General features: G+C 71.5%; 22 protein-coding genes. 14 read left to right on the top strand and 8 right to left on the bottom strand.

Annotation, left to right across the window (positions count from 1 at the left end):
* Positions 1-74 precede the first annotated feature (74 nt).
* Positions 75-644 (top strand): TetR/AcrR family transcriptional regulator, encoded by a 570-nt coding sequence (locus tag OIE67_RS36185; protein WP_326628972.1) that lies wholly within the window; start codon positions 75-77, stop codon positions 642-644.
* Positions 645-663: 19 nt separating this feature from the next.
* Here OIE67_RS36185 and OIE67_RS36180 read toward each other — a convergent pair whose 3' ends face one another.
* A complete protein-coding gene (locus tag OIE67_RS36180; RefSeq protein ID WP_326628969.1) occupies positions 664-1,425 on the bottom strand; it encodes an SDR family NAD(P)-dependent oxidoreductase in 762 nt (253 codons plus the stop codon).
* A 107-nt stretch (positions 1,426-1,532) separates the two neighbouring features.
* Here OIE67_RS36180 and OIE67_RS36175 point away from each other — a divergent pair, with 107 nt between their 5' ends.
* Positions 1,533-2,207 carry a ThuA domain-containing protein gene (locus tag OIE67_RS36175; RefSeq protein ID WP_326628967.1) on the top strand — a complete coding sequence of 225 codons (675 nt, stop codon included), beginning with the start codon at positions 1,533-1,535 and terminating at the stop codon, positions 2,205-2,207.
* Here OIE67_RS36175 and OIE67_RS36170 read toward each other — a convergent pair.
* Positions 2,197-2,613 (bottom strand): TIGR03668 family PPOX class F420-dependent oxidoreductase, encoded by a 417-nt coding sequence (locus OIE67_RS36170; RefSeq protein WP_326628966.1) that lies wholly within the window; start codon positions 2,611-2,613, stop codon positions 2,197-2,199. The genes OIE67_RS36175 and OIE67_RS36170 overlap by 11 nt on opposite strands.
* Before the next feature lie 153 nt (positions 2,614-2,766).
* Between OIE67_RS36170 and OIE67_RS36165 the strand changes: the two genes are divergently transcribed.
* Positions 2,767-3,654, top strand: a complete 888-nt coding sequence (locus tag OIE67_RS36165; protein ID WP_326628964.1) for a hypothetical protein — start codon at positions 2,767-2,769, stop codon at positions 3,652-3,654.
* An 81-nt stretch (positions 3,655-3,735) separates the two neighbouring features.
* On the opposite strand, the gene OIE67_RS36160 is transcribed toward OIE67_RS36165, so the two are convergent.
* Positions 3,736-4,356 (bottom strand): MerR family transcriptional regulator, encoded by a 621-nt coding sequence (locus OIE67_RS36160; protein WP_326628963.1) that lies wholly within the window; start codon positions 4,354-4,356, stop codon positions 3,736-3,738.
* A 15-nt stretch (positions 4,357-4,371) separates the two neighbouring features.
* The gene (locus tag OIE67_RS36155; RefSeq protein ID WP_326628961.1) at positions 4,372-5,220 is read right to left on the bottom strand and encodes a LysR family transcriptional regulator; all 849 of its coding nucleotides are present in this window, start codon (positions 5,218-5,220) and stop codon (positions 4,372-4,374) included.
* Positions 5,221-5,540: 320 nt separating this feature from the next.
* Here OIE67_RS36155 and OIE67_RS36150 point away from each other — a divergent pair, with 320 nt between their 5' ends.
* From OIE67_RS36150 to OIE67_RS36140, 3 genes are all read left to right on the top strand, one after another.
* The gene (locus OIE67_RS36150; protein ID WP_326628959.1) at positions 5,541-6,611 is read left to right on the top strand and encodes a thiolase C-terminal domain-containing protein; all 1,071 of its coding nucleotides are present in this window, start codon (positions 5,541-5,543) and stop codon (positions 6,609-6,611) included.
* An 87-nt stretch (positions 6,612-6,698) separates the two neighbouring features.
* A complete protein-coding gene (locus OIE67_RS36145; RefSeq protein WP_326628957.1) occupies positions 6,699-7,016 on the top strand; it encodes an RNA polymerase sigma factor in 318 nt (105 codons plus the stop codon).
* Positions 7,017-7,032: 16 nt separating this feature from the next.
* On the top strand, positions 7,033-7,272 hold the full coding sequence (locus OIE67_RS36140) for a hypothetical protein (RefSeq protein ID WP_326628955.1): 240 nt from the start codon (positions 7,033-7,035) through the stop codon (positions 7,270-7,272).
* Positions 7,273-7,357: 85 nt separating this feature from the next.
* Here the strand turns inward: OIE67_RS36140 and OIE67_RS36135 are convergent, their stop codons facing one another.
* A complete protein-coding gene (locus OIE67_RS36135) occupies positions 7,358-8,512 on the bottom strand; it encodes an N-acetylglucosamine kinase (protein WP_326628953.1) in 1,155 nt (384 codons plus the stop codon).
* A gap of 60 nt (positions 8,513-8,572) precedes the next feature.
* On the opposite strand from OIE67_RS36135, the gene OIE67_RS36130 reads away from it, so the two are divergent.
* The 6 genes from OIE67_RS36130 (at position 8,573) to OIE67_RS36105 (ending at position 14,870) form a co-directional block, all read left to right on the top strand.
* Complete coding sequence (locus OIE67_RS36130) at positions 8,573-9,442, top strand: MurR/RpiR family transcriptional regulator (protein WP_245955569.1); 870 nt, start codon at positions 8,573-8,575, stop codon at positions 9,440-9,442.
* Entirely contained in the window at positions 9,439-10,185 is a 747-nt protein-coding gene (locus tag OIE67_RS36125) for a sugar isomerase domain-containing protein (protein WP_106235068.1), read from the top strand. Before OIE67_RS36130 ends, OIE67_RS36125 begins: the two co-directional genes overlap by 4 nt.
* Positions 10,186-10,472: 287 nt before the next feature.
* A complete protein-coding gene (locus OIE67_RS36120; protein ID WP_326628949.1) occupies positions 10,473-11,834 on the top strand; it encodes a cellulose binding domain-containing protein in 1,362 nt (453 codons plus the stop codon).
* An 82-nt stretch (positions 11,835-11,916) separates the two neighbouring features.
* Positions 11,917-13,170: an extracellular solute-binding protein gene (locus tag OIE67_RS36115; RefSeq protein WP_326628947.1), complete on the top strand. Its 1,254-nt coding sequence runs from the start codon at positions 11,917-11,919 to the stop codon at positions 13,168-13,170.
* Positions 13,171-14,055: a carbohydrate ABC transporter permease gene (locus OIE67_RS36110; protein ID WP_106235073.1), complete on the top strand. Its 885-nt coding sequence runs from the start codon at positions 13,171-13,173 to the stop codon at positions 14,053-14,055.
* Positions 14,052-14,870: a carbohydrate ABC transporter permease gene (locus tag OIE67_RS36105; RefSeq protein WP_326628942.1), complete on the top strand. Its 819-nt coding sequence runs from the start codon at positions 14,052-14,054 to the stop codon at positions 14,868-14,870. The genes OIE67_RS36110 and OIE67_RS36105 overlap by 4 nt, the downstream gene beginning before the upstream one ends.
* Before the next feature lie 18 nt (positions 14,871-14,888).
* On the opposite strand, the gene OIE67_RS36100 is transcribed toward OIE67_RS36105, so the two are convergent.
* From OIE67_RS36100 to OIE67_RS36090, 3 genes are all read right to left on the bottom strand, one after another.
* Entirely contained in the window at positions 14,889-15,392 is a 504-nt protein-coding gene (locus tag OIE67_RS36100) for a winged helix-turn-helix domain-containing protein (RefSeq protein ID WP_326628938.1), read from the bottom strand.
* A 41-nt stretch (positions 15,393-15,433) separates the two neighbouring features.
* Positions 15,434-15,910: a GntR family transcriptional regulator gene (locus tag OIE67_RS36095; protein WP_106235077.1), complete on the bottom strand. Its 477-nt coding sequence runs from the start codon at positions 15,908-15,910 to the stop codon at positions 15,434-15,436.
* 106 nt (positions 15,911-16,016) lie between these two features.
* Complete coding sequence (locus OIE67_RS36090; protein ID WP_326628932.1) at positions 16,017-16,997, bottom strand: N-acetylglucosamine kinase; 981 nt, start codon at positions 16,995-16,997, stop codon at positions 16,017-16,019.
* A 79-nt stretch (positions 16,998-17,076) separates the two neighbouring features.
* Between OIE67_RS36090 and OIE67_RS36085 the strand changes: the two genes are divergently transcribed.
* Together OIE67_RS36085 and OIE67_RS36080 are read left to right on the top strand one after the other, a co-directional pair.
* The gene (locus OIE67_RS36085; protein ID WP_106235080.1) at positions 17,077-17,949 is read left to right on the top strand and encodes a MurR/RpiR family transcriptional regulator; all 873 of its coding nucleotides are present in this window, start codon (positions 17,077-17,079) and stop codon (positions 17,947-17,949) included.
* Entirely contained in the window at positions 17,946-18,680 is a 735-nt protein-coding gene (locus OIE67_RS36080; protein WP_326628929.1) for an SIS domain-containing protein, read from the top strand. The genes OIE67_RS36085 and OIE67_RS36080 overlap by 4 nt, the downstream gene beginning before the upstream one ends.
* The last annotated feature ends 11 nt before the right edge of the window (positions 18,681-18,691 follow it).

Here is an 18,691-nt window from a genome sequence, read left to right as displayed (position 1 = left end):
TTTCCGTGGTCTCCCTCAGTTGAAGGATGTCATGTACGCCGGTGTGGGTGAGCACACGCTCATATCATGGGCGGATGGGCACACGCGATCGCATCATCGACGCCGCCGAGCAGGCGATTCACGAGTTCGGCATCGCGGGCGCCACCACCCGGCGGGTCGCCGGCCAGGCCGGTTGTTCCGAGGCGCTGCTCTACAAGCACTTCGCCAGCAAGGAGGAGCTCTTCCTGGCCGTGCTGCTGGAGCGGATGCCCGCGCTCGGCCCCGCCCTGTCGCGGCTGCGGCTGAGCGTCGGGGAGGGCGACGTGAGCGCCAACCTCACCGCGTTCACGGCGATGGCCCTGGAGTTCTACACCAGGGCGGCGGCCATCGCCGGGGGAGTGCTGGCCGATCCGCCGCTGCTGACCGGGTTCAGGAAGATGCTGGCCGAGGCCGGCTCCGGCCCGCACGCGCCGATCGAGGCGCTGGCCGAGATCCTGCGGGCCGAGCAGCGGGCCGGGCGGATCGACCCGGCCGTCGACGCGGGGGCGGCCGCGGCGATGCTGATGGGAGCCTGCTTCCACCGGGCCAACCTGGCGAACTTCGTGGACCTGCCCGACGACGACGAGACCTGGGCGGCCGCGATCGTCGGCACGCTCGTCAGGTAGCCCCCGTAAGACAATTCCGTCAGGCGATGACGTGGGCCTCGCCGCCGTCCACCAGGAGCGATACCCCGTTCACGAACGAGGCCCTGTCGCTGGCCAGGAACGCCACCACGTCCCCGACCTCCTCAGGCTGCCCGACGCGCCCGACCGGAATCTCCTCGCCGCGCTGACGCAGCGCGTCGGCGTCGCCGGCCAGGGCGCGCAGCCGCTCGGTCTCGATGGGTCCCGGCATCACGTTGTTGACCAGCACGCCGTCGCGGCCCACCTCGCGGGCCAGCGTGCGGACGAGGCCGGCCACGGCCGGGCGCAGCGCGTTCGACAGCGCCAGCCCGTCGAGCGCCTCGCGGGCCGCCCGGCCGGTGATCGTGATGATCCGCCCCCAGCCGCGCGAACGCATCTCCGGCAGCACGGCGTGCGCCAGGCGTACGGTGCCGAGCAGGTTGCGCTGGACGGCCACGTCCCAGCCGTCGAGCCCCACCTCGTCGAAGCGGCCTGCGGGCGGCCCGCCCGCGTTGGCGACGAGGATGTCGATCGGCCCGAGCACCTCGCGCGTCTCCTCGACCACCCGCCTGGCGGCGGCCGGATCCTCCACGTCGGCCAGCACGGCGTGCACGACCTTGCCGAACTCCTGCAGCTCCACGACCGCGTCGGCGAGCTTCTCCGGGTCGCGGGCGCTGACGCAGACGTCGCAGCCCTCGCGGGCGAGGCTCTTGGCCGCGGCGAGTCCGAGACCCGCGCTGCCACCGGTGACGAGGGCGACCTTGCCCGAGATGCCGAGATCCATACGGGCGACTATAGATCGTGTGCCCGGTGGATCCGGCCCAGGCACACGTGTACGCGCTTGTCGGCGCACGGGTGGAAATGCCGCGGTAACCGTGATGAGCTTGGCAAGTGGCGAGAAATCTGATCCTGTCAGGAGGCCTGTTCCACGACTTCGCCGCCACGTCGGCCGCGCTGGCCGAAGTGCTGGCCGAGGTCGGGGTCGAGTCGGAGATCACCGAGGACATCGCGGGCGCGCTGAGCGAGCCGTCCGAGGTCCAGCTCATCACGGTCAACGCGCTGCGCTGGCAGATGGACCAGGACCGCTTCGCCGACCTGCGCGACGAGTGGCGCTTCGCCTTACCCGCGCAGGCGCGCACCACCCTCCTCGACCACCTCGACCGGGGCGGCGGGCTGCTGTGCATGCACGCGGCGGCGATCTGCTTCGACGACTGGCAGGGCTGGCCGCGCGTGCTGGGCGGCTGCTGGACGTGGCCGAAGTCGCACCATCCGCCGCTGGGCTGGACGGGCGTGCGTGTGCACGGCACGCATCCGGTGGTGGAGGGGCTGCGCGACTTCGACGTGGTGGACGAGGTCTACAGCGACCTCGACGTGCTGCCCGACGTCGAGCCGCTGGCCTCGGCCAACGGCCAGCCGCTGGTCTGGGCCCGGCCGGTGCGCAGGGGCCGGGTGTTCTACGACGCTCTGGGGCACGACACGCGGTCGTTCGACAACGAGATCCACCGGACGATGTTGCAGCGGGCCGCCATGTGGCTGCTGAAGCGGCCGGTGACGATCATGGACTAGCCGACCAGCCGCTCCACCTGGTCACCTCGACGAGGATGACGGGCCCCTCGGGGCGGCGTTCGCGGTAGGGGGCGTACCTGGCCGCCAGCGCGTCGAGCGCCCGCTCCCTGGGCCCGCCGTCCGCCATGACCGAGGCCAGGCCGTCGGCGCGCACCCACCACAGGCGCGTCCAGTCGTCCTCGTAGTGGTCGGCGAGCAGGCTGACGGCGGGGTTCGCGGCGATGTCGCGCAGCCGCGCGAGATCCGTGGTCGTCTTCGGCTTGTGGTCGACGGCCGTCACCACCTGCTCGCCCATCAGCGCGAACGTCACGGGCACCACGCGCGGCGTCCCATCGCGCGCGATCCTGGCCAGGCGGGCCACCGGCTGCGCGCCGAACCTGGCCCGCCAGGCCGCCGGCTCGGTCATGATCCCACTGTACGGGGCCCGCTCTCGTCGGGGCGTGCCCGGCATACGGGGCCCGCTTTCGGCCGGGCGTGTCGTACGTACAGGGCCCGCTTTCGCTGGGGTGTGTCCGGAACCTGCAAGACCGAGCGGCGGCAATCTGGGCACGATGACCGCATGAACGTGAACCTTGCCGCGATCCCCGGCTTCATGGCCGGGCACGCGCGCGTCCTCGACCGCCGCCGTTACGACCTGCTCATGGGGGAGGGCAGCGCGCAGGGCGTCCTCGCGGCGCTGGACGGCTACCGCAACCCGGACGGCGGCTACGGCTGGGGCCTGGAGCCCGACCTGCGCACCCCCGAGAGCCAGCCCGGCGCGGCCCTGCACGCCTTCGAGGCGTTCGCCGAGGTCGCCCCGGTCACCTCGCCGCACGCCGCGGCGCTGTGCGACTGGCTGGAGGAGATGACGCTGCCCGACGGCGGGCTGCCGTTCGCGCTGCCGGTCAGGGTGCCTGCCGCCACCGCGACCTGGTGGGCGGGCGGTGACCCCGGAACCTCCTCCCTGCAGATCACCGCCGTGTCGGCGGCGGCCGCGCACCGCGTCGCGGCCCATGACCCCGCCGTGGCCGGGCATCCGTGGCTGGAGCGGGCCACCCGCTACTGCCTCGACACGATCCAGAACCTGGAGGACATGCCGCACGCGTACGTGCTGTCCTTCGCCCTGCACTTCCTCGACTCCGTGTACGACACCCAGCCCCGCGCGGCCGACCTGCTCAAGCGGCTCGGCGCCTACATCCCCGAGGACGGCAGGGTGCCGGTCGAGGGCGGCACCGAGAACGAGTCCCTGCGGCCGCTGGACTTCGCCCCGCTTCCCGGCCGGCCCGTCCGCGAGTTGTTCGAGCCCGACGTGATCGCGGCCGACCTGGTCCGGCTGGCGGGGGAGCAGCAGGACGACGGCGGGTGGACGGTGGACTACGCGCGCTTCTCGCCGGCCGGGTCGCTCGAATGGCGCGGGGCCGTCACGGTCGGCGCCGTGCGGATCCTGCGCGAGAACGGCCTGCTCTGAGCCGCTCACCAGCGTGTTCCGGGCGGCGCGGGGTCTGGGCCGGGCTCGGCGGGCCGGGCTCAGCACGCCGGGTGGCGGGCTTCAGCGGGTCATGCGGCGGGCCGACTCCGACTCCTGGGCCATCCGGCGCAGCGCGTCGAAGGCCCGGCCGTACAGGACCGTGCCGAGCACCAGGGCCTCGACGGCGGCGTCGCGCGGCCCGTCGAACGGGATGGTGCCCATCTCCACCTCGGCGACCAGCTTCCGCGCGGCCTCGGCGTACGGGGCCAGGTCGATCGACACGCCGAGCTGGCGCATCCTGACGATGGTCTGGGCCAGCTCGTCGCGGGTGGGCGCGTCGGAGTGGACGTCCCAGCCCAGCTCCTCGACCAGGGCGTCCACGTCGGCGCGGGCGGCCTGCCACTCCTCGTCGGGCTCGGGCTCGACGGCGGGGCTGAGCGCGTAGTGGGCGGTGCCCAGCATCTCGTGCGTGGGCAGCGACTCGTCCTCGACGGACTCGATGACCTTCTTGATCGAGGCCACCGACAGCCGGCCGACCTCCAGCAGGGCGCGGATCATGCGTAGCCTGCGCAGGTGCGTCCCGTCGTACTCGGCCCTGGTCGCGGCGGTCTGCTCGCCCTGGTGGAGCATGCCCTCGCGCAGGTAGTACTTGATCGTCGGGATGGCCACGCCTGCCCTGGCGCTGAGCTCGGAGATGCGCATCGTTAGATATTAACGCTATCCAGAGCGTGCCAGGTGCCGCGCCGCGCTCACCAGCTCCTGCACCTCGGACTGGCGGTTCCAGAGGAAGACCACTTCGAGGGGCGGAACATCCTCTTTTATAGGGGTAAAGACTAGTGTGTCGGGAATTGTCGTGCCTTCGCGTACGCACAGCGCGTAGCCGGCGCCCTCCCGCACCATGGTGATCACCAGGTCGTGGGTGGCCGCCGACGGGCCCAGGCGGGGGTGGAGGCGGTGGCGGACGAAACCCTCCAGGAACCTGCGCGCCCCGGCCACCGCGTCCGACTCCGGCATGACCAGGGGCTCGCCGGCCAGGTCGGCCAGCGACACCGTCTCGTGCGCGGCCAGATGGTGCTCCCGGTGCAGCAGCGCGTGCACGGGGAAGCGGTGGATGAGCATGCGGGCCACGCCTCTGGGCAGCGAGCCGGGCGCGTACCCGAGTCCCGCCTGCAAGGTGCCGTCGGCGATCGAGACGATCTGCTCGGCCGTCCCCATGGGCGCCACGCGCAGGCGGCCGCCGTGCACCTGTGACAGCAGGCGGGCCACCACGTCGGCCAGCCCGTCGGCGACGCCCAGGCGGGCGGTCTCGCCCTTGCTCCTGGCCGCCGCCACGGCGCGCTCGAAGGCGTCCACCGCCACGGTGGCCTGGGCCAGGAACGCCTCGCCGGCCTCGGTGAGCTGCACCCCGCTCGACGAGCGGCTGAACAGCTCGACGCCGATCTCCTTCTCCAGGGCTCTCAGCTGCTCCGACAGCGTCGGCTGCGCGATGTGCAGCGCGGCGGCGGCCCGGCGCAGGCTGCCCGCGCGCGCGATCGCCATGGCGTACCGGACATAGCGTAGATCCATCGCCCCACCTCGGCCTGATGATGATGGGCTATCGGTAGATCACACCTCCGTATTACAAGAGGCGGTAGCTCCCGTGAAGGTTCCAGTTACCTTCGAATAGTGATATTTCCGGGCAAAATGGTGAAACGTGCTGGTGGGATCGGGTCCGCAGCCTGACCCGAGGTGCGCCGCGGACGGTTGACGACGTGGGAAATCGCGATTGCGGCCGTCCGTAACCCGGGGAACGAAGGGCCTCAGTGTCCTGAGCAAGCGCTTGTGCGGGACAATGCGGGCCGGTTAGCGTGGCGGCAGGACGCCCGTACGGGCCCGGAGGAGGTGGCATGCAGCCTTTCGCGGGCCGTGCGGCCGTGGCGGGGATCGGGATGACGCCCCTGACCAGGAACTCCGGGCGCACCGAGCTGGAGCTGGCGGCCGACGCGGCCCGGGCGGCGTGCGCCGACGCCGGCATCGCCCCGCGCGAGGTCGACTGCGTGCTCAGCTACCACATGAACGACTCCGCCCCCGTCGTCCAGGTCGCCAGGGCCCTCGGGATCGAGCGGCTCGGCTGGCACAACGACATCGCCGGCGGCGGCACGCAGACGGCCTCGATCCTGGGCGACGCGGCCATGCTCATCCACGCGGGGCTGGCCCGCAACGTCCTCGTCTACCGGGCGCTCAACGGGCGCTCCGGCAGGCGCATGAACGTCGTCTCCACCGGGCCGCAGGAACGCTTCACGTACGGGCTCGCCGGGCCCATCCCGATGTTCGCCCTGGCCGCCACCCGTTACCTGCACGACACCGGGCTCACGGCCGAGCACCTGCACGCCGTCGTCGCCCAGTCCAGGGAGAACGCCGCGACCAACCCCCGCGCACTGCGCCGCGAGCCGCTGACCCTGGCCGACTACCTGTCCAGGCCGTACGTGTGCACCCCCTTGCGCACGGCGGACTGCTGCCAGGAGACCGACGGAGCCTGCGCCCTGCTGGTCAGCGGCGTGCTCGACGGGCCGCGCGTGCGGGCGGTGGTGCGCGGCGGCGGGCCCGGCTGCTCCTCGATGGACCGCGCGCCGGACGTCACCGCCGTCTTCTCGGCGTATGTGGCGCCCATGCTGTGGGAGGCGTCCGGGCTGCGGCCCTCCGACGTGGACGTGGCGCTGCTCTACGACGCCTACTCATGGCTGGTCCCCCGGCAGCTGGAGGACTTCGGGCTGGCCGGGCGCGCGGAGCTGGGGACGTACCTGCTGGAGCGCAGGCACGCCTGGGTCAACCCGCACGGCGGGCTGCTCTCGGAGGGTTACGTGCACGGGCTGAACAACGTGGCCCAGGCCGTGCGCGAGCTGCGGGCCGGGCGCGAGGTGGCGCTGGTGACCGGGTTCGGCGGCAGCTACGGAAGCGCGGCCCTGCTCACCCGGTGACGTTTCATCGGAGATGCTGACCCTTGGCGAGACATGTACGGGATGTTCCGATCCCGCAAGCAAGGAGATTGACCATGGGGTTCGCCCGTGGATGACCGGAGAAGCCGGTTCGAAGCCGTCTACAGACAGACGTACGAGCAGATCCTCGGCTACGCCCTGCGCCGCTGCGACTCACCGGAGGACGCGGCCGACGTGGTGGCGGAGACGTTCGCCGTCGCCTGGCGCCGCGCCGACGCGCTGCCGCCCGGCGGCGAGGCCAGGCTCTGGCTGTACGGGGTGGCCGGGAACGTGCTGGCCAACCACAGGCGCGGCGTGGCCAGGCACCGGCTCAGAAGCGTGGAGCTCGACACCGACGTCGCCGACCTGTACTCCTCCTTGCCCGAGGGCAGGCTTCCGCGTCGATGAGAAGACCGTCGGCGAGGTGCGCGCCGAGGTCGACCGGCGCGGGCTGAAGGCCGTTTACGAGGTCATCACGCCCGCCCCCGGCGGCGACGGATGGCGCGTCGACCCGGCCGAGCAGACGGCCGAGGTGCGCGACGACTGGATCGTGTGGGAGGCCCGATCGGAGCAGCCGGGCGTGGTGCGGCTGCAGGCCACCGAGGAACGCCTGCCGAAGAACCCGATCTACGGCGGCCCGAAGCCATCCACCTTCGACAGCTGACCTCCACCGGCGACGAGCCTCAGCCGGAAGGGACCGCGGGCTGGAAGGGGTATCAGCGGCAGGCATCTCGGCCCGGAAGGACACCTCAGCCGGAGGGGCGGACGAAGCGCGGGTGGCGTGCCCGCGACTCCCTCCGGCTGAGGAACGGGTGTGCGGCCAGCCAGGCCGCCGCCCCCGCCACATCACCCGCCACCACCGGCGCCACTCCATCCGGCCCCGCCACGCTCGTCGCCGTCCCGGCGGGCGTCGCTCCGTCCGGCGTTACCATGTCCGGCACCGCCGCGTCCGCCGCAGGCGCATGCGGCGCCGGCGTGGCAGCGGTGGGTTCGGGGAGTGCCCGCAGGGTTTCCCGTATGGCCTGGCGGACCGCCTCGCGGATCGGGCCGTCGGCGGTGAGTACGCTGCCGGCCAGGACGATCGGCAGGCCGGGCTCGTAGACCTCGGCCACGGTTCCGGCCAGCCGGGAGGCCGCCGCCGTGACGATGGAGAGGGCCAGTGGGTCGCCGTCGCCAGCCGCCCGGCTCACCAGCGGGGCCAGTTCGGCCAGTGCGAGTGGCGGGCGTGCGTACACCGCCGCCGCCAACTGCGCCACCGGATCCTCGCCCAGCCCCTCGGGCACCAGGTGCCGCACGACCATGCCCACGAGCCCACCGCCACCCGTACAGCCCTCTGCCCCGGCGTTCGGAGCGCCGTTCGCCGTCGTCCAGGTGCTCGGAGGGCCGCTCGCCGTGGGACCGGTGGGGTTCAGGGCGCGGATCGTGGTGCGGGCGGCGGCGCGGCCGAGCCAGAAGGCGGAGCCCTCGTCGCCCAGCTGCCAGCCGTACCCGTCGGCGGTCGCGGTCGCGCGATGGCCGGTAATTTTTGCCGCGATGGCCCCCGTTCCCGAAATGAGCACGGTCCCCGAGTCCTCCGCCGTGCCGGCCGCGAAGGCGGTCACGATGTCGCCGACGGCCGCGGCGGGGGTGCCGGGCAGCAGGTCGCCGGCGACCCGTTCCACCAGCTTCGCGCACGACTCCGGATGCCCCGCCAGCCCCACCACCACGGCTTCCACCTGCGACGGATCGACTCCCGCCAGGGCCGAGCCGATGGCGGCGGTCAGGTTGGCGGCCGCCTGGTCCAGGCCCAGCGCCCCCGGATTGGCCCCGCCCGCGCGCCCGCGCCGCACCGGCGCGCCCTCCATCGTGAACAGCGCCGCGCGGGAGGACGTGCCTCCGGCGTCGACGCCCAGCACCAGTCGCATGTCAAAAATTATTGCCGATAAGCCTTGACGGCACCACTGGCTGAGCATAATTATCACCGCGTGGAACTCCTCAACCGCATCAGGGCCGAACAGCACGACATGCCGGAGGCCCTGCGCAAGGTCGCCGACGCCATCCTCGGCGCGCCCGCCGATGCGGCCCGGCTGACCATCGTCGACCTGGCCGAGCGGAGCGGGACGTCCACCGCCACCATCACCCGTTTCTGCCGCGCCCTGGGCTTCACGGGCTACGCCGAGCTGCGCGTGGCCCTGGCCACCGACACGGGCCGGGTGGCGCAGCAGACCTGGGAGACCGACATCGGCCAGGAGATCCTGCCCGACGACAGCCTCGAACGCGTGCTGGGCGTCGTGTCCGGCAACGACATCCGCCTGATCCAGGAGACCCGCGACCAGCTCGACCTGGCCGTGGTCGAGAAGGCCGCGCAGGCCGTGGCCAGGGCGGGGCGGGTGCTGCTGTTCGGGGTGTCGAGCAGCGCGGCCGTGGCCAGCGAGATGGAGTACCGGCTGCAACGCATGCGGGTGCCGACGTGGAGCAGGTCGGACGCGCACAGCGCGCTCACCGACGCGGCGCTGCTCGGCCAGGGCGACGTGGCGATCGGGATCTCCCACAGCGGCAGGACCCGCGAGGTCATCGAGGTGCTCGCGGAGGCGGGCAGCCACGGCGCGATCACCGTGGCGGTCACCTCGCAGCCGAGATCGCCGCTCGCGGAGGTGGCCGAGCTGGTGCTGACCACGGCCAGCAGGGCGACGAGCTTCCGCTCCGAGGGGTTCGCCGCGATCCACTCGCAGCTGCTGGTGCTCGACGTCGTGTACGTGTCGGTGGCTCAGCAGACGTACGAGCGGACGAAGCAGGCGTTCGACGTCACCGTCCGCGCCGTGGCGGGACACCGCCTACCAGAAGGGGATATATGACGATAGAGCCGCAAGAGTTCGTCGAGCACATCGCTCGCCTCGTACGGACGATCCCGGAAGATCCGGAGATCACCCGTGCCGCCGACCTCTTCACCAAGTCGCTCACCGCGGGCGGCATCATCCAGGCGTTCGGCTCGGGCCACTCCGAGGCGGTCGCCATGGAGATCGCCGGCCGGGCCGGCGGGCTCGTCCCCACCAACCGGCTCGCCCTGCGCGACATCGTCCGGTACGGCGACGCGCCCCGCTCCGAGCTCGACCGCTACGACCTCGAACGTGACCCCTCGATCGCCCGCACCATCCTCGACCTGGCCCCCGTCCAGCCGCACGACCTGTTCGTGATCATCTCCAACTCCGGCGTGAACGGCGTCGTCGTCGAGCTCGCCACCCTCGTCAAGGAACGCGGTCACGACCTGATCGCGATCACCTCTCGGGCCCACGGCGACGCCTCCACGTCCCGTCACCCGTCGGGGCGCAAGCTCACCGACCTGGCGGACGTCGTCCTGGACAACCACGCCCCGTACGGCGACGCGATCCTGCCCCTGCCCGGCGGCGGCGCGACCGGAGCCGTCTCCACCATCACCTCCGCCCTGCTGGCCCAGCTGGTCGTCACCCGCACGGTACGGAACCTGCTCGAAGCCGGCGAGGTGCCGCCCGTCTACCTGTCGGCCAACGTCCCCGAGGGCGACGCGCACAACCTCGGCCTGGAGGCGCGCTACGCGGGCCGCATCCGCCGCGGCGCCTGACACCTCACACCTGACGCTTTCCAGCCCTGGCCACCCCTCACCCGCCATCACCCCCCCGGCCATCCCCCCGGCCATCCCCCCGGCCATCACCCCCCCGGCCATCACCCCCCCGGCCATCACCCCCCCGGCCATCACCCCCCCGGCCATCACCCCCCCGGCCATCACCCCCCCGGCCATCGCCCCCCGCCATCACCGCCTCTCCGCGTCAGCTCCTCAGCACGTCATCACCTCTGCTCGGCATGCACGAAATTCGGGGGCCGTACAAACCCCAAGGGAGAACCCAGCCCATGTCCCGAAATTTCGGAAAACTTCTGCTGTCCTTAGGACTCTCCTCCGTCCTGGTCGGCGCCACCCTGGTCGCCACGCCGGCCGCCGCCGCCCAGGCGGTCCGCCTGCAGTACCGCACCAGCGCGCCCGGCGCCACCACCGCCCAGGCCGAGCCCTGGCTGCGCCTGCACAACGACGGCACCACCACGATCCCGCTCAACCAGGTCAAGATCCGCTACTACCTCACGGGCGCCGAGACCTACCGGTTCGCCTGCTCCTGGGCCGTGATCGGATGCGCCACGATCAACGGTCAGTTCGTCCGCCAGCAGGGCGACGACCAGTACCTGGAGGTGGGCTTCAGCTCGGGCAGCCTGGCATCGGGCCAGAACACCAGCGACATGCAGCTGCGCTTCTACCGCGCGGACTGGCAGACGTTCACCCAGAGCGACGACTACTCCTACGGCTCCCAGACGTCTTACTCCAATTGGGACAAGATCGCCGTCTACGTGAACGGTCAGCTTGCCTGGGGCAAGCCGACGGGCACCGAGCCCGACCCCGATCCCGATCCGGACCCGACCGACCCTCCCGGCGGCGCGGGTGAGCTGTTCGACGACTTCACCTACACGGGCTCCGGCGACCCGCGGCTGGCCCAGCGCGGCTGGACGGTCCGCTCCAGCTCAGGAGGGCCGGGCGTGCCCGGCGCGACCTGGTCGCCGGCGGGCGTCTCGTTCCCCGGCGGCCTGCTGACGCTCGACTCCTCGACGAACGGCACCGCCGCGGGCACCGTGCAGACCGAGCTGTCCACCGCGAGCCGCAAGTTCCGCGAGGGCACCTACGCCGCCCGCGTGCGCTTCAGCGACGCCCCCACCAGCGGTCCCGACGGCGAGCACGTGGTGCAGACCTTCTTCACCATCACCCCGCTGCGCTACAACCTGGACCCCGACTACGGCGAGCTCGACTTCGAGTACCTCCCGAACGGCGGCTGGGGCGAGCCCGGCAACATCCTCTACACCACCAGCTGGGAGACCTACCAGGCCGAGCCCTGGCAGGCGGTCAACACCCACACCGAGGAGCGCGCGAGCTTCGCCGGCTGGCACGACCTGGTCATCCAGGTGTCGGGCGGGCGGATGAAGTATTACGTGGACGGCCGCCTCTTCGCCGACCACGGTGACATCTACTATCCCGAGACGCCGATGTGGATCATGTTCAACCAGTGGTTCATCGATCTGCAGGGAGCCTCGGGGACCCGTACGTACCGGCAGCAGGTGGACTACCTCTACCACAGCAAGAACGAGGTCGTCGCGCCCTCCGTCGTGACCAGCAGGATCAACGCCCTGCGCGCGGCCGGCACCGCCTTCAAGGACACCGTCCCCAACCCGTGACCCGCCTCCCGGCACCGTCCCGCGCCCGCCTTCCGTACGGGCGCGGGCACCTCCCGTCGGGCACCCCCACCGAAGGATCGCCATGAGAAACCGCATCCTGGCCCTGGCCGCCGTGTTCGCGCTGGCCGCCTGCGGAGCCGCCGAGGAGCCCGGGCAGCAGCAGGCCGCGGGCCCCGTGAAGCTGACCGTCTGGATCATGGACGGCAGCGTCACGCAGGAGCTGCTGAAGAAGTTCGAGACCGAGTACGAGGCCGCCCACCAGGGCGTCGACCTGGACATCCAGATCCAGGCGTGGGACGGCATCGGCGAGCGCGTCACCGCCGCGCTGGCCAGCACCGACGCCCCCGACGTGATCGAGGTGGGCAACACCCAGGTCGCCCAGTACTCCGCCAGCGGCGGCGTCAGCGACCTGAGCGCCAAGGTGGCGGACCTGAAGGGCGAGGACTGGCTGCCGGGACTGGCTCAGCCGGGCAAGATCGACGGCAAGCAGTACGGCATCCCGTGGTACGCCGCGAACCGCGTCGTGGTCTACAACAAGGACCTGTTCAAGGCGGCCGGCATCGCGGAACCACCGAAGACCCGGGACGAATGGCTAGAAGTCACAGAAAAGCTCAATAAAGGTGGTAACCAGGGCATCTATCTGACCGGTCAGACCTGGTACGCCCTGGCCGGCTTCGTCTGGGACGAGGGCGGCGACCTGGCGGTCCAGGAGGGCGGCAAGTGGAAGGGCGCGCTCGACACGCCCCAGGCACTGGCCGGCATGGACTACTACAAGCGCCTCCAGGCCCTCGGCAAGGGCCCCAAGGACGCCGACGAGGCCAACCCGCCGCAACACGAGGTGTTCGCGCAGGGCAAGGTCGGCCAGATCATCGCCGTGCCGGGCATCGCCGCCCGCGTCCTGGAGGTGGACGACAAGCTCAAGGACAAGATGGGCTTCTTCCCCATCCCGGGCAAGACGGCCGACAAGCCGGGCACTGTCTTCACCGGCGGCTCCGACCTGATCATCCCGGTCGCCTCGCAGCGGCAGGAGCAGGCGTACGAGGTGGTCAAGGCGCTGGCCGGCGAGCAGTTCCAGACGGAGCTGGCCAAGGCCATGAGCTTCGTGCCGAACCGTACCTCGCTGGCCGGCGTGCTCGCGGGCGACGAGGGCACCGCCGCCATGGCCGTCGGCGCCGCCAACGGCCGGGCCACCCCGAACACCCCCAACTGGGCCGCGGTCGAGGCCACCTCGGTGATCAAGCAGTACATGACCGCCGTGCTCACCGGAGGAGACCCGGCCGCGGAGGGCAAGAAGGTGTCGGAGTCGATCACGACCACGCTGAACAGCGGATCCTGAATGCCCGCCAGGAACCGCTCACTCTGGCCCTACCTGCTCATCGCGCCCACGGTGGCGGGCGGGGCCTTCCTCCTGCTCTATCCGCTGCTCAAGGCGGCGGTGATCTCGTTCCAGCACTTCCGCATGGGAGAGCTGATCAGAGGCGGGGCGGTGTTCGCCGGCCTGGAGAACTACACGGAGCTGCTGACCGGCGCCGAGTTCTGGCAGGTGCTGCTGCGCACGGTCGTATGGACCGCGATCAACGTGGTGCTCATCGTGGTCCTCGGCACGGGCATCGCCCTCATGCTCCCGCGCCTGCGCCGCGGCCTGCGGCTGGCCCTGATGAGCGCGCTGGCGCTGGCCTGGGCCACGCCGATCATCGCGGCCACCACGGTCTTCCAGTGGCTGTTCCAGTCGGAGCTGGGCGTGGTCAACTGGGTGCTGGTCACGCTCGGCCTGGACCAGTTCCAGGGTTACACCTGGTTCGCCGACGGCACGGCCACGTTCGCCGTGCTCGTCATCCTGGTCGTGTGGCAGTCGGTCCCGTTCGCCGCGCTCACCCTGTACGCCGGGCTCACCACGATCCCGGTGGAGCTGTTCGAGTCGGCCAGGATCGACGGCGGCACCGGCTGGCAGGTGTTCTGGAAGGTCACCTTCCCCATGCTGCGGCAGCTCTTCGCGCTGATCGCCGCGCTCGAGGTGATCTGGGTGGCCAAGTGCTTCCCCCAGATCTGGGTGCTCAGCCAGGGCGGCCCCGACGGCGCCACGACCACCCTGCCCGTCTACGCGTTCAAGGTCGCCCGGGTCCTGCACCGCTACGACCTCGGCTCGGCGGTGGCCATGCTGACGGTGCTCATCCTCGCCGTCGCCCTGATCAGCAACCTGCGTCGGATGGTGCGCTCGTGAAGCGGTTCATGCTCAACGCGGCGGCGGTCGCCGTGCTGGTGACGACGATCTTCCCGGTCTACTGGATGTTCCTGACCGCGTTCAAGCCGACCAGGGACATCCAGTCGGACACCCCGACGTTCTGGCCCACCCATCCCACCCTCGACCACTTCGTCACCGCGATCAACGCGCCGGGCTTCTGGACCTACTGGCGCAACAGCCTGCTCGTCACGGTCGGGGCGGTGCTGATCGCGCTGGTGGTGGCGCTGCTGGCGGCGTTCGCGGTGACCAGGATGTCGTGGCGGGGCAAGGGCGCGTTCGTGGTGGCGGTGTTCGCGGCGCAGATGGCGCCGTGGGAGGCGCTGCTGGTGCCGGTGTTCATCATCGCCCGCGACACCCAGCTGCTGGACTCGCTGGCCATGCTGACCGGCGTGTACTTCATGATCACGCTGCCGTTCACGATCGTGACGCTGCGCGGGTTCCTGGCCGCCATCCCGGTGGAGCTGGAGGAGGCGGCGCAGGTGGACGGCTGCAGCCGGCTGACCGCGTTCCGCCGGGTGGTCTTCCCGCTGCTCGCGCCCGGGCTGATGGCGACCTCCCTGTTCGGGTTCATCACGGCCTGGAACGAGTTCGCGTTCGTCAACGTGCTGATCATCAAGGATCAGGACAGGCGCACGCTGCCGGTGTGGCTGTCGTCGTTCAGGGACGTGTTCGGCACGGACTGGGGCGCCACGATGGCCGCGGCCAGCCTGTTCGCGCTGCCCGCGCTGCTGCTCTTCCTCTTCCTGCAACGCCGGGTCGGCACCGGGATGACGACGGGAGCGGTCAAGGGCTGACCCTGACGGCGGGGGCGGTCACGGGCCGACCCTGACGCCGGGCGCGTCCTTCGGCCATTCGGCCGGGTCCGACACGTACGTGCCGCGCCGGGGCACGGTGAAGACCCAGCGCTGCTCCCGCAGCCGGGAGACGGCCCGCCGTGCCGTGACCCTGGCCACCCCGTACTGCCGCATGAGGATCTGCTGGCTGGGGATCACCCGGTTCGGCCGCAGCTCGCCGCGCCTGATCCGGCCGGCCAGGTCGGCGGCGATGAGCGCGTGCAGGCCGCGCGCGGGCTTGACCCGCGGCACGCCGGGCGGCCCGACGAACGTGCCCTCGCCGGGCACGGTGTGCACGAGCCTGCGCCGGCGCAGCTCCCTGGCCACGTTGCGCGCGGTGGTGCGCCCGATGCCGAACTCCGCCTCCAGGGCCGCCTCGCTCGGGACGGGCTCACCGGTGCGCAGCAGGCCGTGGCTGATCCGCTCGCAGAGCATCTCGGCGACCTGGACGTACAGAGGCGTCGGGCCATCACGGTCGAGCATGCTCATAGCCTAGACGTGTCGATACAGGCAGGTAGGCGAAGTCAGTCTTCCGGCCAGGACTCTTTCGGCGAGACGTAACTGCCGCGCTGCGCGACGGTGTAGATCCAGCCCTGCTCCCGCAGCAGCGCCATGGCCCGGCGGACCGTCTCGCGCGCCACCCCGTGCTCCTTCACCAGAGCGGATTCGCCGGGTATGGGACGTCGCGGCGAGATTTTTCCGGCCTTGATCTGATCGCTGATCCTTGTCGCGATCTGCTGGTAAAGCGGCGTTTTTCGCTTCTGCCGCGGTCCTCCCGTCGGCGGGCCGACGAAGGCGCCCTCCCCTTGCACGGTGTAGAGGACCCCCTCCTCCCGCAACAGGTGGACCGCCCGCCTCGCGGTGGTCCTGGCGACCCCGAACTCCTGCTGGATCTCGGCCTCGCTCGGCGCCGGGCTGCCCGCCGCGAGCGAGGAGAGCCGCTCCCGCAGGATGTCGGCGATCTGGATGTAGACGTGGGTGTCCCCTTCGTAGTCGAGCACGTGAGCAACATAGGCCAAGCCGGGCGAGAGCTCTCATATCGTTCGGTCTTGGTAGGCAAAGCACATTGCTCATACAGACGAGAAGAGACGACCGTACGTGTAAGCTTCAGGAAGCGGCGGTGAAGGCGGCGTGCAGGGGACTGGCGTCGGCGTTCCGCAGCAGGTCGCGGGCCGCTAGCCAGGCCGCCGCCCCCGCCGCGTCACCCGCCGTCGCCACCCGCTCGCCCGCGAGCAGCCCCACCACCGCCCGCCGCACCGGCCCGTCGTTCGTCAGTACGCTGCCCGCGAACACCACCGGGCCTGACACGTGCACCCGGCGCAGGGTCGCCACCAGATGATCGGCGGCCTCCCGCACGATGCCCGCCGCCAGCGGGTCGCCCGCCTCGGCGGCCTGGCTGACCAGCGGCGCCAGGGCGGCCAGCCGCATGTGGTCGGCCTGGGCCAGCCGGACGATGCGGGAGGCGGCGGCGCGCGGCGTGTCCGGCCGTTCCTCGCCCAGGAACCGCTCGCCCACGAGGCGCACCAGCTCGTGGCCCGAGCCCGGCAGCAGGGACGCCACGGGCAGGCCCCGGTCGAGGGCCTCGATCACCGCCTTGGCCGCCTGGCGGCCGATCCAGAAGCCGGAGCCCTCGTCGCCCAGCAGCCAGCCCATCGCGTCGGCGACCGCGTCCAGCTCGAACCCGGACAGCCGGGCCGCCGCCGCGCCCGTGCCGGACAGCAGCAGCGAGCCGTCGGGCTCGGCGGAGCCGGCGGCGTAGGCGATGGCCAGGTCGCCCATGCACCGCGGGCCCTCGGCGATGCCGTGGCGGGCCCAGAGCTTGGCCAGCTCGGGCTCCATCTCCTGGACCAGCCCGGCCACCCCGGCCAGGGAGGCGACCACGCGCGCCCCGCCGCCGGTCGGCAGCACCGACTTCAGCGCGGATTCCAGTGCGTTCCCGATCGCCGCCACCGCCTTGTCCAGGCCGTGGGCGCTCGGATTGCCCGCCCCGGCCCGCGCGTAGCCGACCCGCGTGCCGTCGAGCGTGTGGACGGCGACCCGGCTGGAGGTGGCCCCGGCATCGACACCGACCACTAGCGATTCAGTCACGGTCCGAGTCTGGGGGTTGACGTGACCGGTAAGCAAGAATAATTTTCGCCAGAAGACCGGGTATTCGGAAGGAATATTCGTGACTTCAGGAGCGCTCGGGCGCGTCGAAACAGAACTACCCGGTTTGCCGGAGGCGTTGCGCAGGGTCGGTGAGGTGATTCTCGGCGACCCCGCCGAGGCCGCGCGGTCGACCATCATCGCGCTGGCCGAACGGGCGGGCAGCTCGCCCGCCACCGTGACCAGATTCTGCCGGGCCTTCGGCTTCTCCGGCTACGCGGAGCTGCGCGTGGCGCTGGCGACCGAGACCGGCCGGGCCGCCCAGGCGGGCTGGGGCGCGGGCGTGGGCCACGAGATCGGCCCCGACGACCCGCTCGACGCCGCCATCGAGGTGATGGCCGCCGCCGACACCAGGCTCATCCAGGACACCGCCGCCCAGCTCGGCCTCGACATCGTCGCCCGCGTGGCCGAGGCCATCGTGGCCGCGCCGAGAGTGCTGCTCGTCGGCGTCTCCACCAGCGGGAACGTCGCCAGCATGCTCGAAGGACGGCTGCGCCGCATCGGCATCCCCGGCTGGAGCGCGGGCGACGCCCACGTGGCCCTGTCGGAGGCGGCGCTGATGAAGACCGGCGACGTGGCCATCGGCATCAGCCATCGGGGCCGTACACGGGAGGTCATGGAGGCGCTGGCGGAGGCGGGCAGCCACGGCGCCACCACCGTCGCCGTCACCTCGTTCGCCCGCTCCCCGCTGGCGGAGCTGGCCGACCTGGTGCTGACCACGGCCAGCAGGGAGACCACGTGGCGGCTCGGGGGGCTGGCCGCCGTCCACTCGCAGCTCTTCGTCCTGGACGCCGTGTACGTGGCGGTAGCCCAGCTCACCTACGAACGTACGAACGAGGCGTTCGAACGCACGATCAGCGCCGTGGAGAGCCACCGCGTGGAAAGAGGCCAATGACGTACGCATCCGAGGTCCTCGGCCTGGCCCAGCGGGTCGCCGAGAGCCAGTCCGAGCCGGTGAGGCGCGCGGCGGCGCTGTTCGTGACCTCGATCATGGCCGGCGGTGTGGTCAACGCCTTCGGCTCGGGACATTCCGAGGCCATCGCCATGGAGATCGCCGGGCGGGCCGGCGGCCTGGTGCCGAGCAACCGCCTCACCCCGCGCGACCTGGTGCTCTACGGCGGGGAGCCGCCCAGCGTGCTCACCCCCGAGCTGGAGCGCGACCCGGCCGTCGCCCAGCGGATCTACGACCTGGCGCCGGTCGAGCCCGCGGACGTGTTCGTGCTGGTGTCCAGCTCGGGCGTCAACGGCACGGTCGTGGAGCTGGCCACGATCGTCAAGGACCGCGGTCATCCGCTGATCGCGATCACCTCGGTCCAGCACAGCACCCGCATGACCTCGCGCCACCCGTCGGGCCGCAAGCTGCTCGACCTGGCCGACGTCGTGCTCGACAACGGCGCGCCGTACGGGGACGCCGTTCTCGACCTGCCCGGCGGCGGCAGCTACGGCGCGGTTTCCACGATCACCTCGGCGTTGCTCGCGCAGATGGTGGTCACCGAGGCGGTGGACAAGCTCGTCGCGCTGGGCGAGACGCCTCCCATCTACCTGTCGGCCAACGTGACCGGCGGCGACGAGCACAACCTGGCCCTGGAGAGCCGTTACGCAGGGCGCATCAGACGCGGATCATGAAGATCAGGAGT

Source organism: Nonomuraea fuscirosea, from assembly GCF_035917475.1.
Taxonomy (GTDB): Bacteria; Actinomycetota; Actinomycetes; order Streptosporangiales; family Streptosporangiaceae; genus Nonomuraea; species Nonomuraea fuscirosea.
The sequence above is the reverse complement of the archived record's forward strand: the minus strand, read 5'-3'. Positions and strand labels throughout refer to the sequence as shown.

Excerpts from the sequence above, each read along its gene's own strand:
- OIE67_RS36125 (WP_106235068.1), top strand. The coding sequence starts at position 9,439 with ATGACGATAGAGCCGCAAGAGTTCGTCGAGCACATCGCTCGCCTCGTA.
- OIE67_RS36150 (WP_326628959.1), top strand. The coding sequence starts at position 5,541 with ATGCAGCCTTTCGCGGGCCGTGCGGCCGTGGCGGGGATCGGGATGACG.
- OIE67_RS36180 (WP_326628969.1), bottom strand. The coding sequence starts at position 1,425 with ATGGATCTCGGCATCTCGGGCAAGGTCGCCCTCGTCACCGGTGGCAGC.
- OIE67_RS36100 (WP_326628938.1), bottom strand. The coding sequence starts at position 15,392 with ATGCTCGACCGTGATGGCCCGACGCCTCTGTACGTCCAGGTCGCCGAG.
- OIE67_RS36165 (WP_326628964.1), top strand. The coding sequence starts at position 2,767 with ATGAACGTGAACCTTGCCGCGATCCCCGGCTTCATGGCCGGGCACGCG.
- OIE67_RS36170 (WP_326628966.1), bottom strand. The coding sequence starts at position 2,613 with ATGACCGAGCCGGCGGCCTGGCGGGCCAGGTTCGGCGCGCAGCCGGTG.
- OIE67_RS36080 (WP_326628929.1), top strand. The coding sequence starts at position 17,946 with ATGACGTACGCATCCGAGGTCCTCGGCCTGGCCCAGCGGGTCGCCGAG.
- OIE67_RS36160 (WP_326628963.1), bottom strand. The coding sequence starts at position 4,356 with ATGCGCATCTCCGAGCTCAGCGCCAGGGCAGGCGTGGCCATCCCGACG.
- OIE67_RS36110 (WP_106235073.1), top strand. The coding sequence starts at position 13,171 with ATGCCCGCCAGGAACCGCTCACTCTGGCCCTACCTGCTCATCGCGCCC.
- OIE67_RS36185 (WP_326628972.1), top strand. The coding sequence starts at position 75 with ATGGGCACACGCGATCGCATCATCGACGCCGCCGAGCAGGCGATTCAC.
- OIE67_RS36155 (WP_326628961.1), bottom strand. The coding sequence starts at position 5,220 with ATGGATCTACGCTATGTCCGGTACGCCATGGCGATCGCGCGCGCGGGC.
- OIE67_RS36115 (WP_326628947.1), top strand. The coding sequence starts at position 11,917 with ATGAGAAACCGCATCCTGGCCCTGGCCGCCGTGTTCGCGCTGGCCGCC.
- OIE67_RS36135 (WP_326628953.1), bottom strand. The coding sequence starts at position 8,512 with ATGCGACTGGTGCTGGGCGTCGACGCCGGAGGCACGTCCTCCCGCGCG.
- OIE67_RS36120 (WP_326628949.1), top strand. The coding sequence starts at position 10,473 with ATGTCCCGAAATTTCGGAAAACTTCTGCTGTCCTTAGGACTCTCCTCC.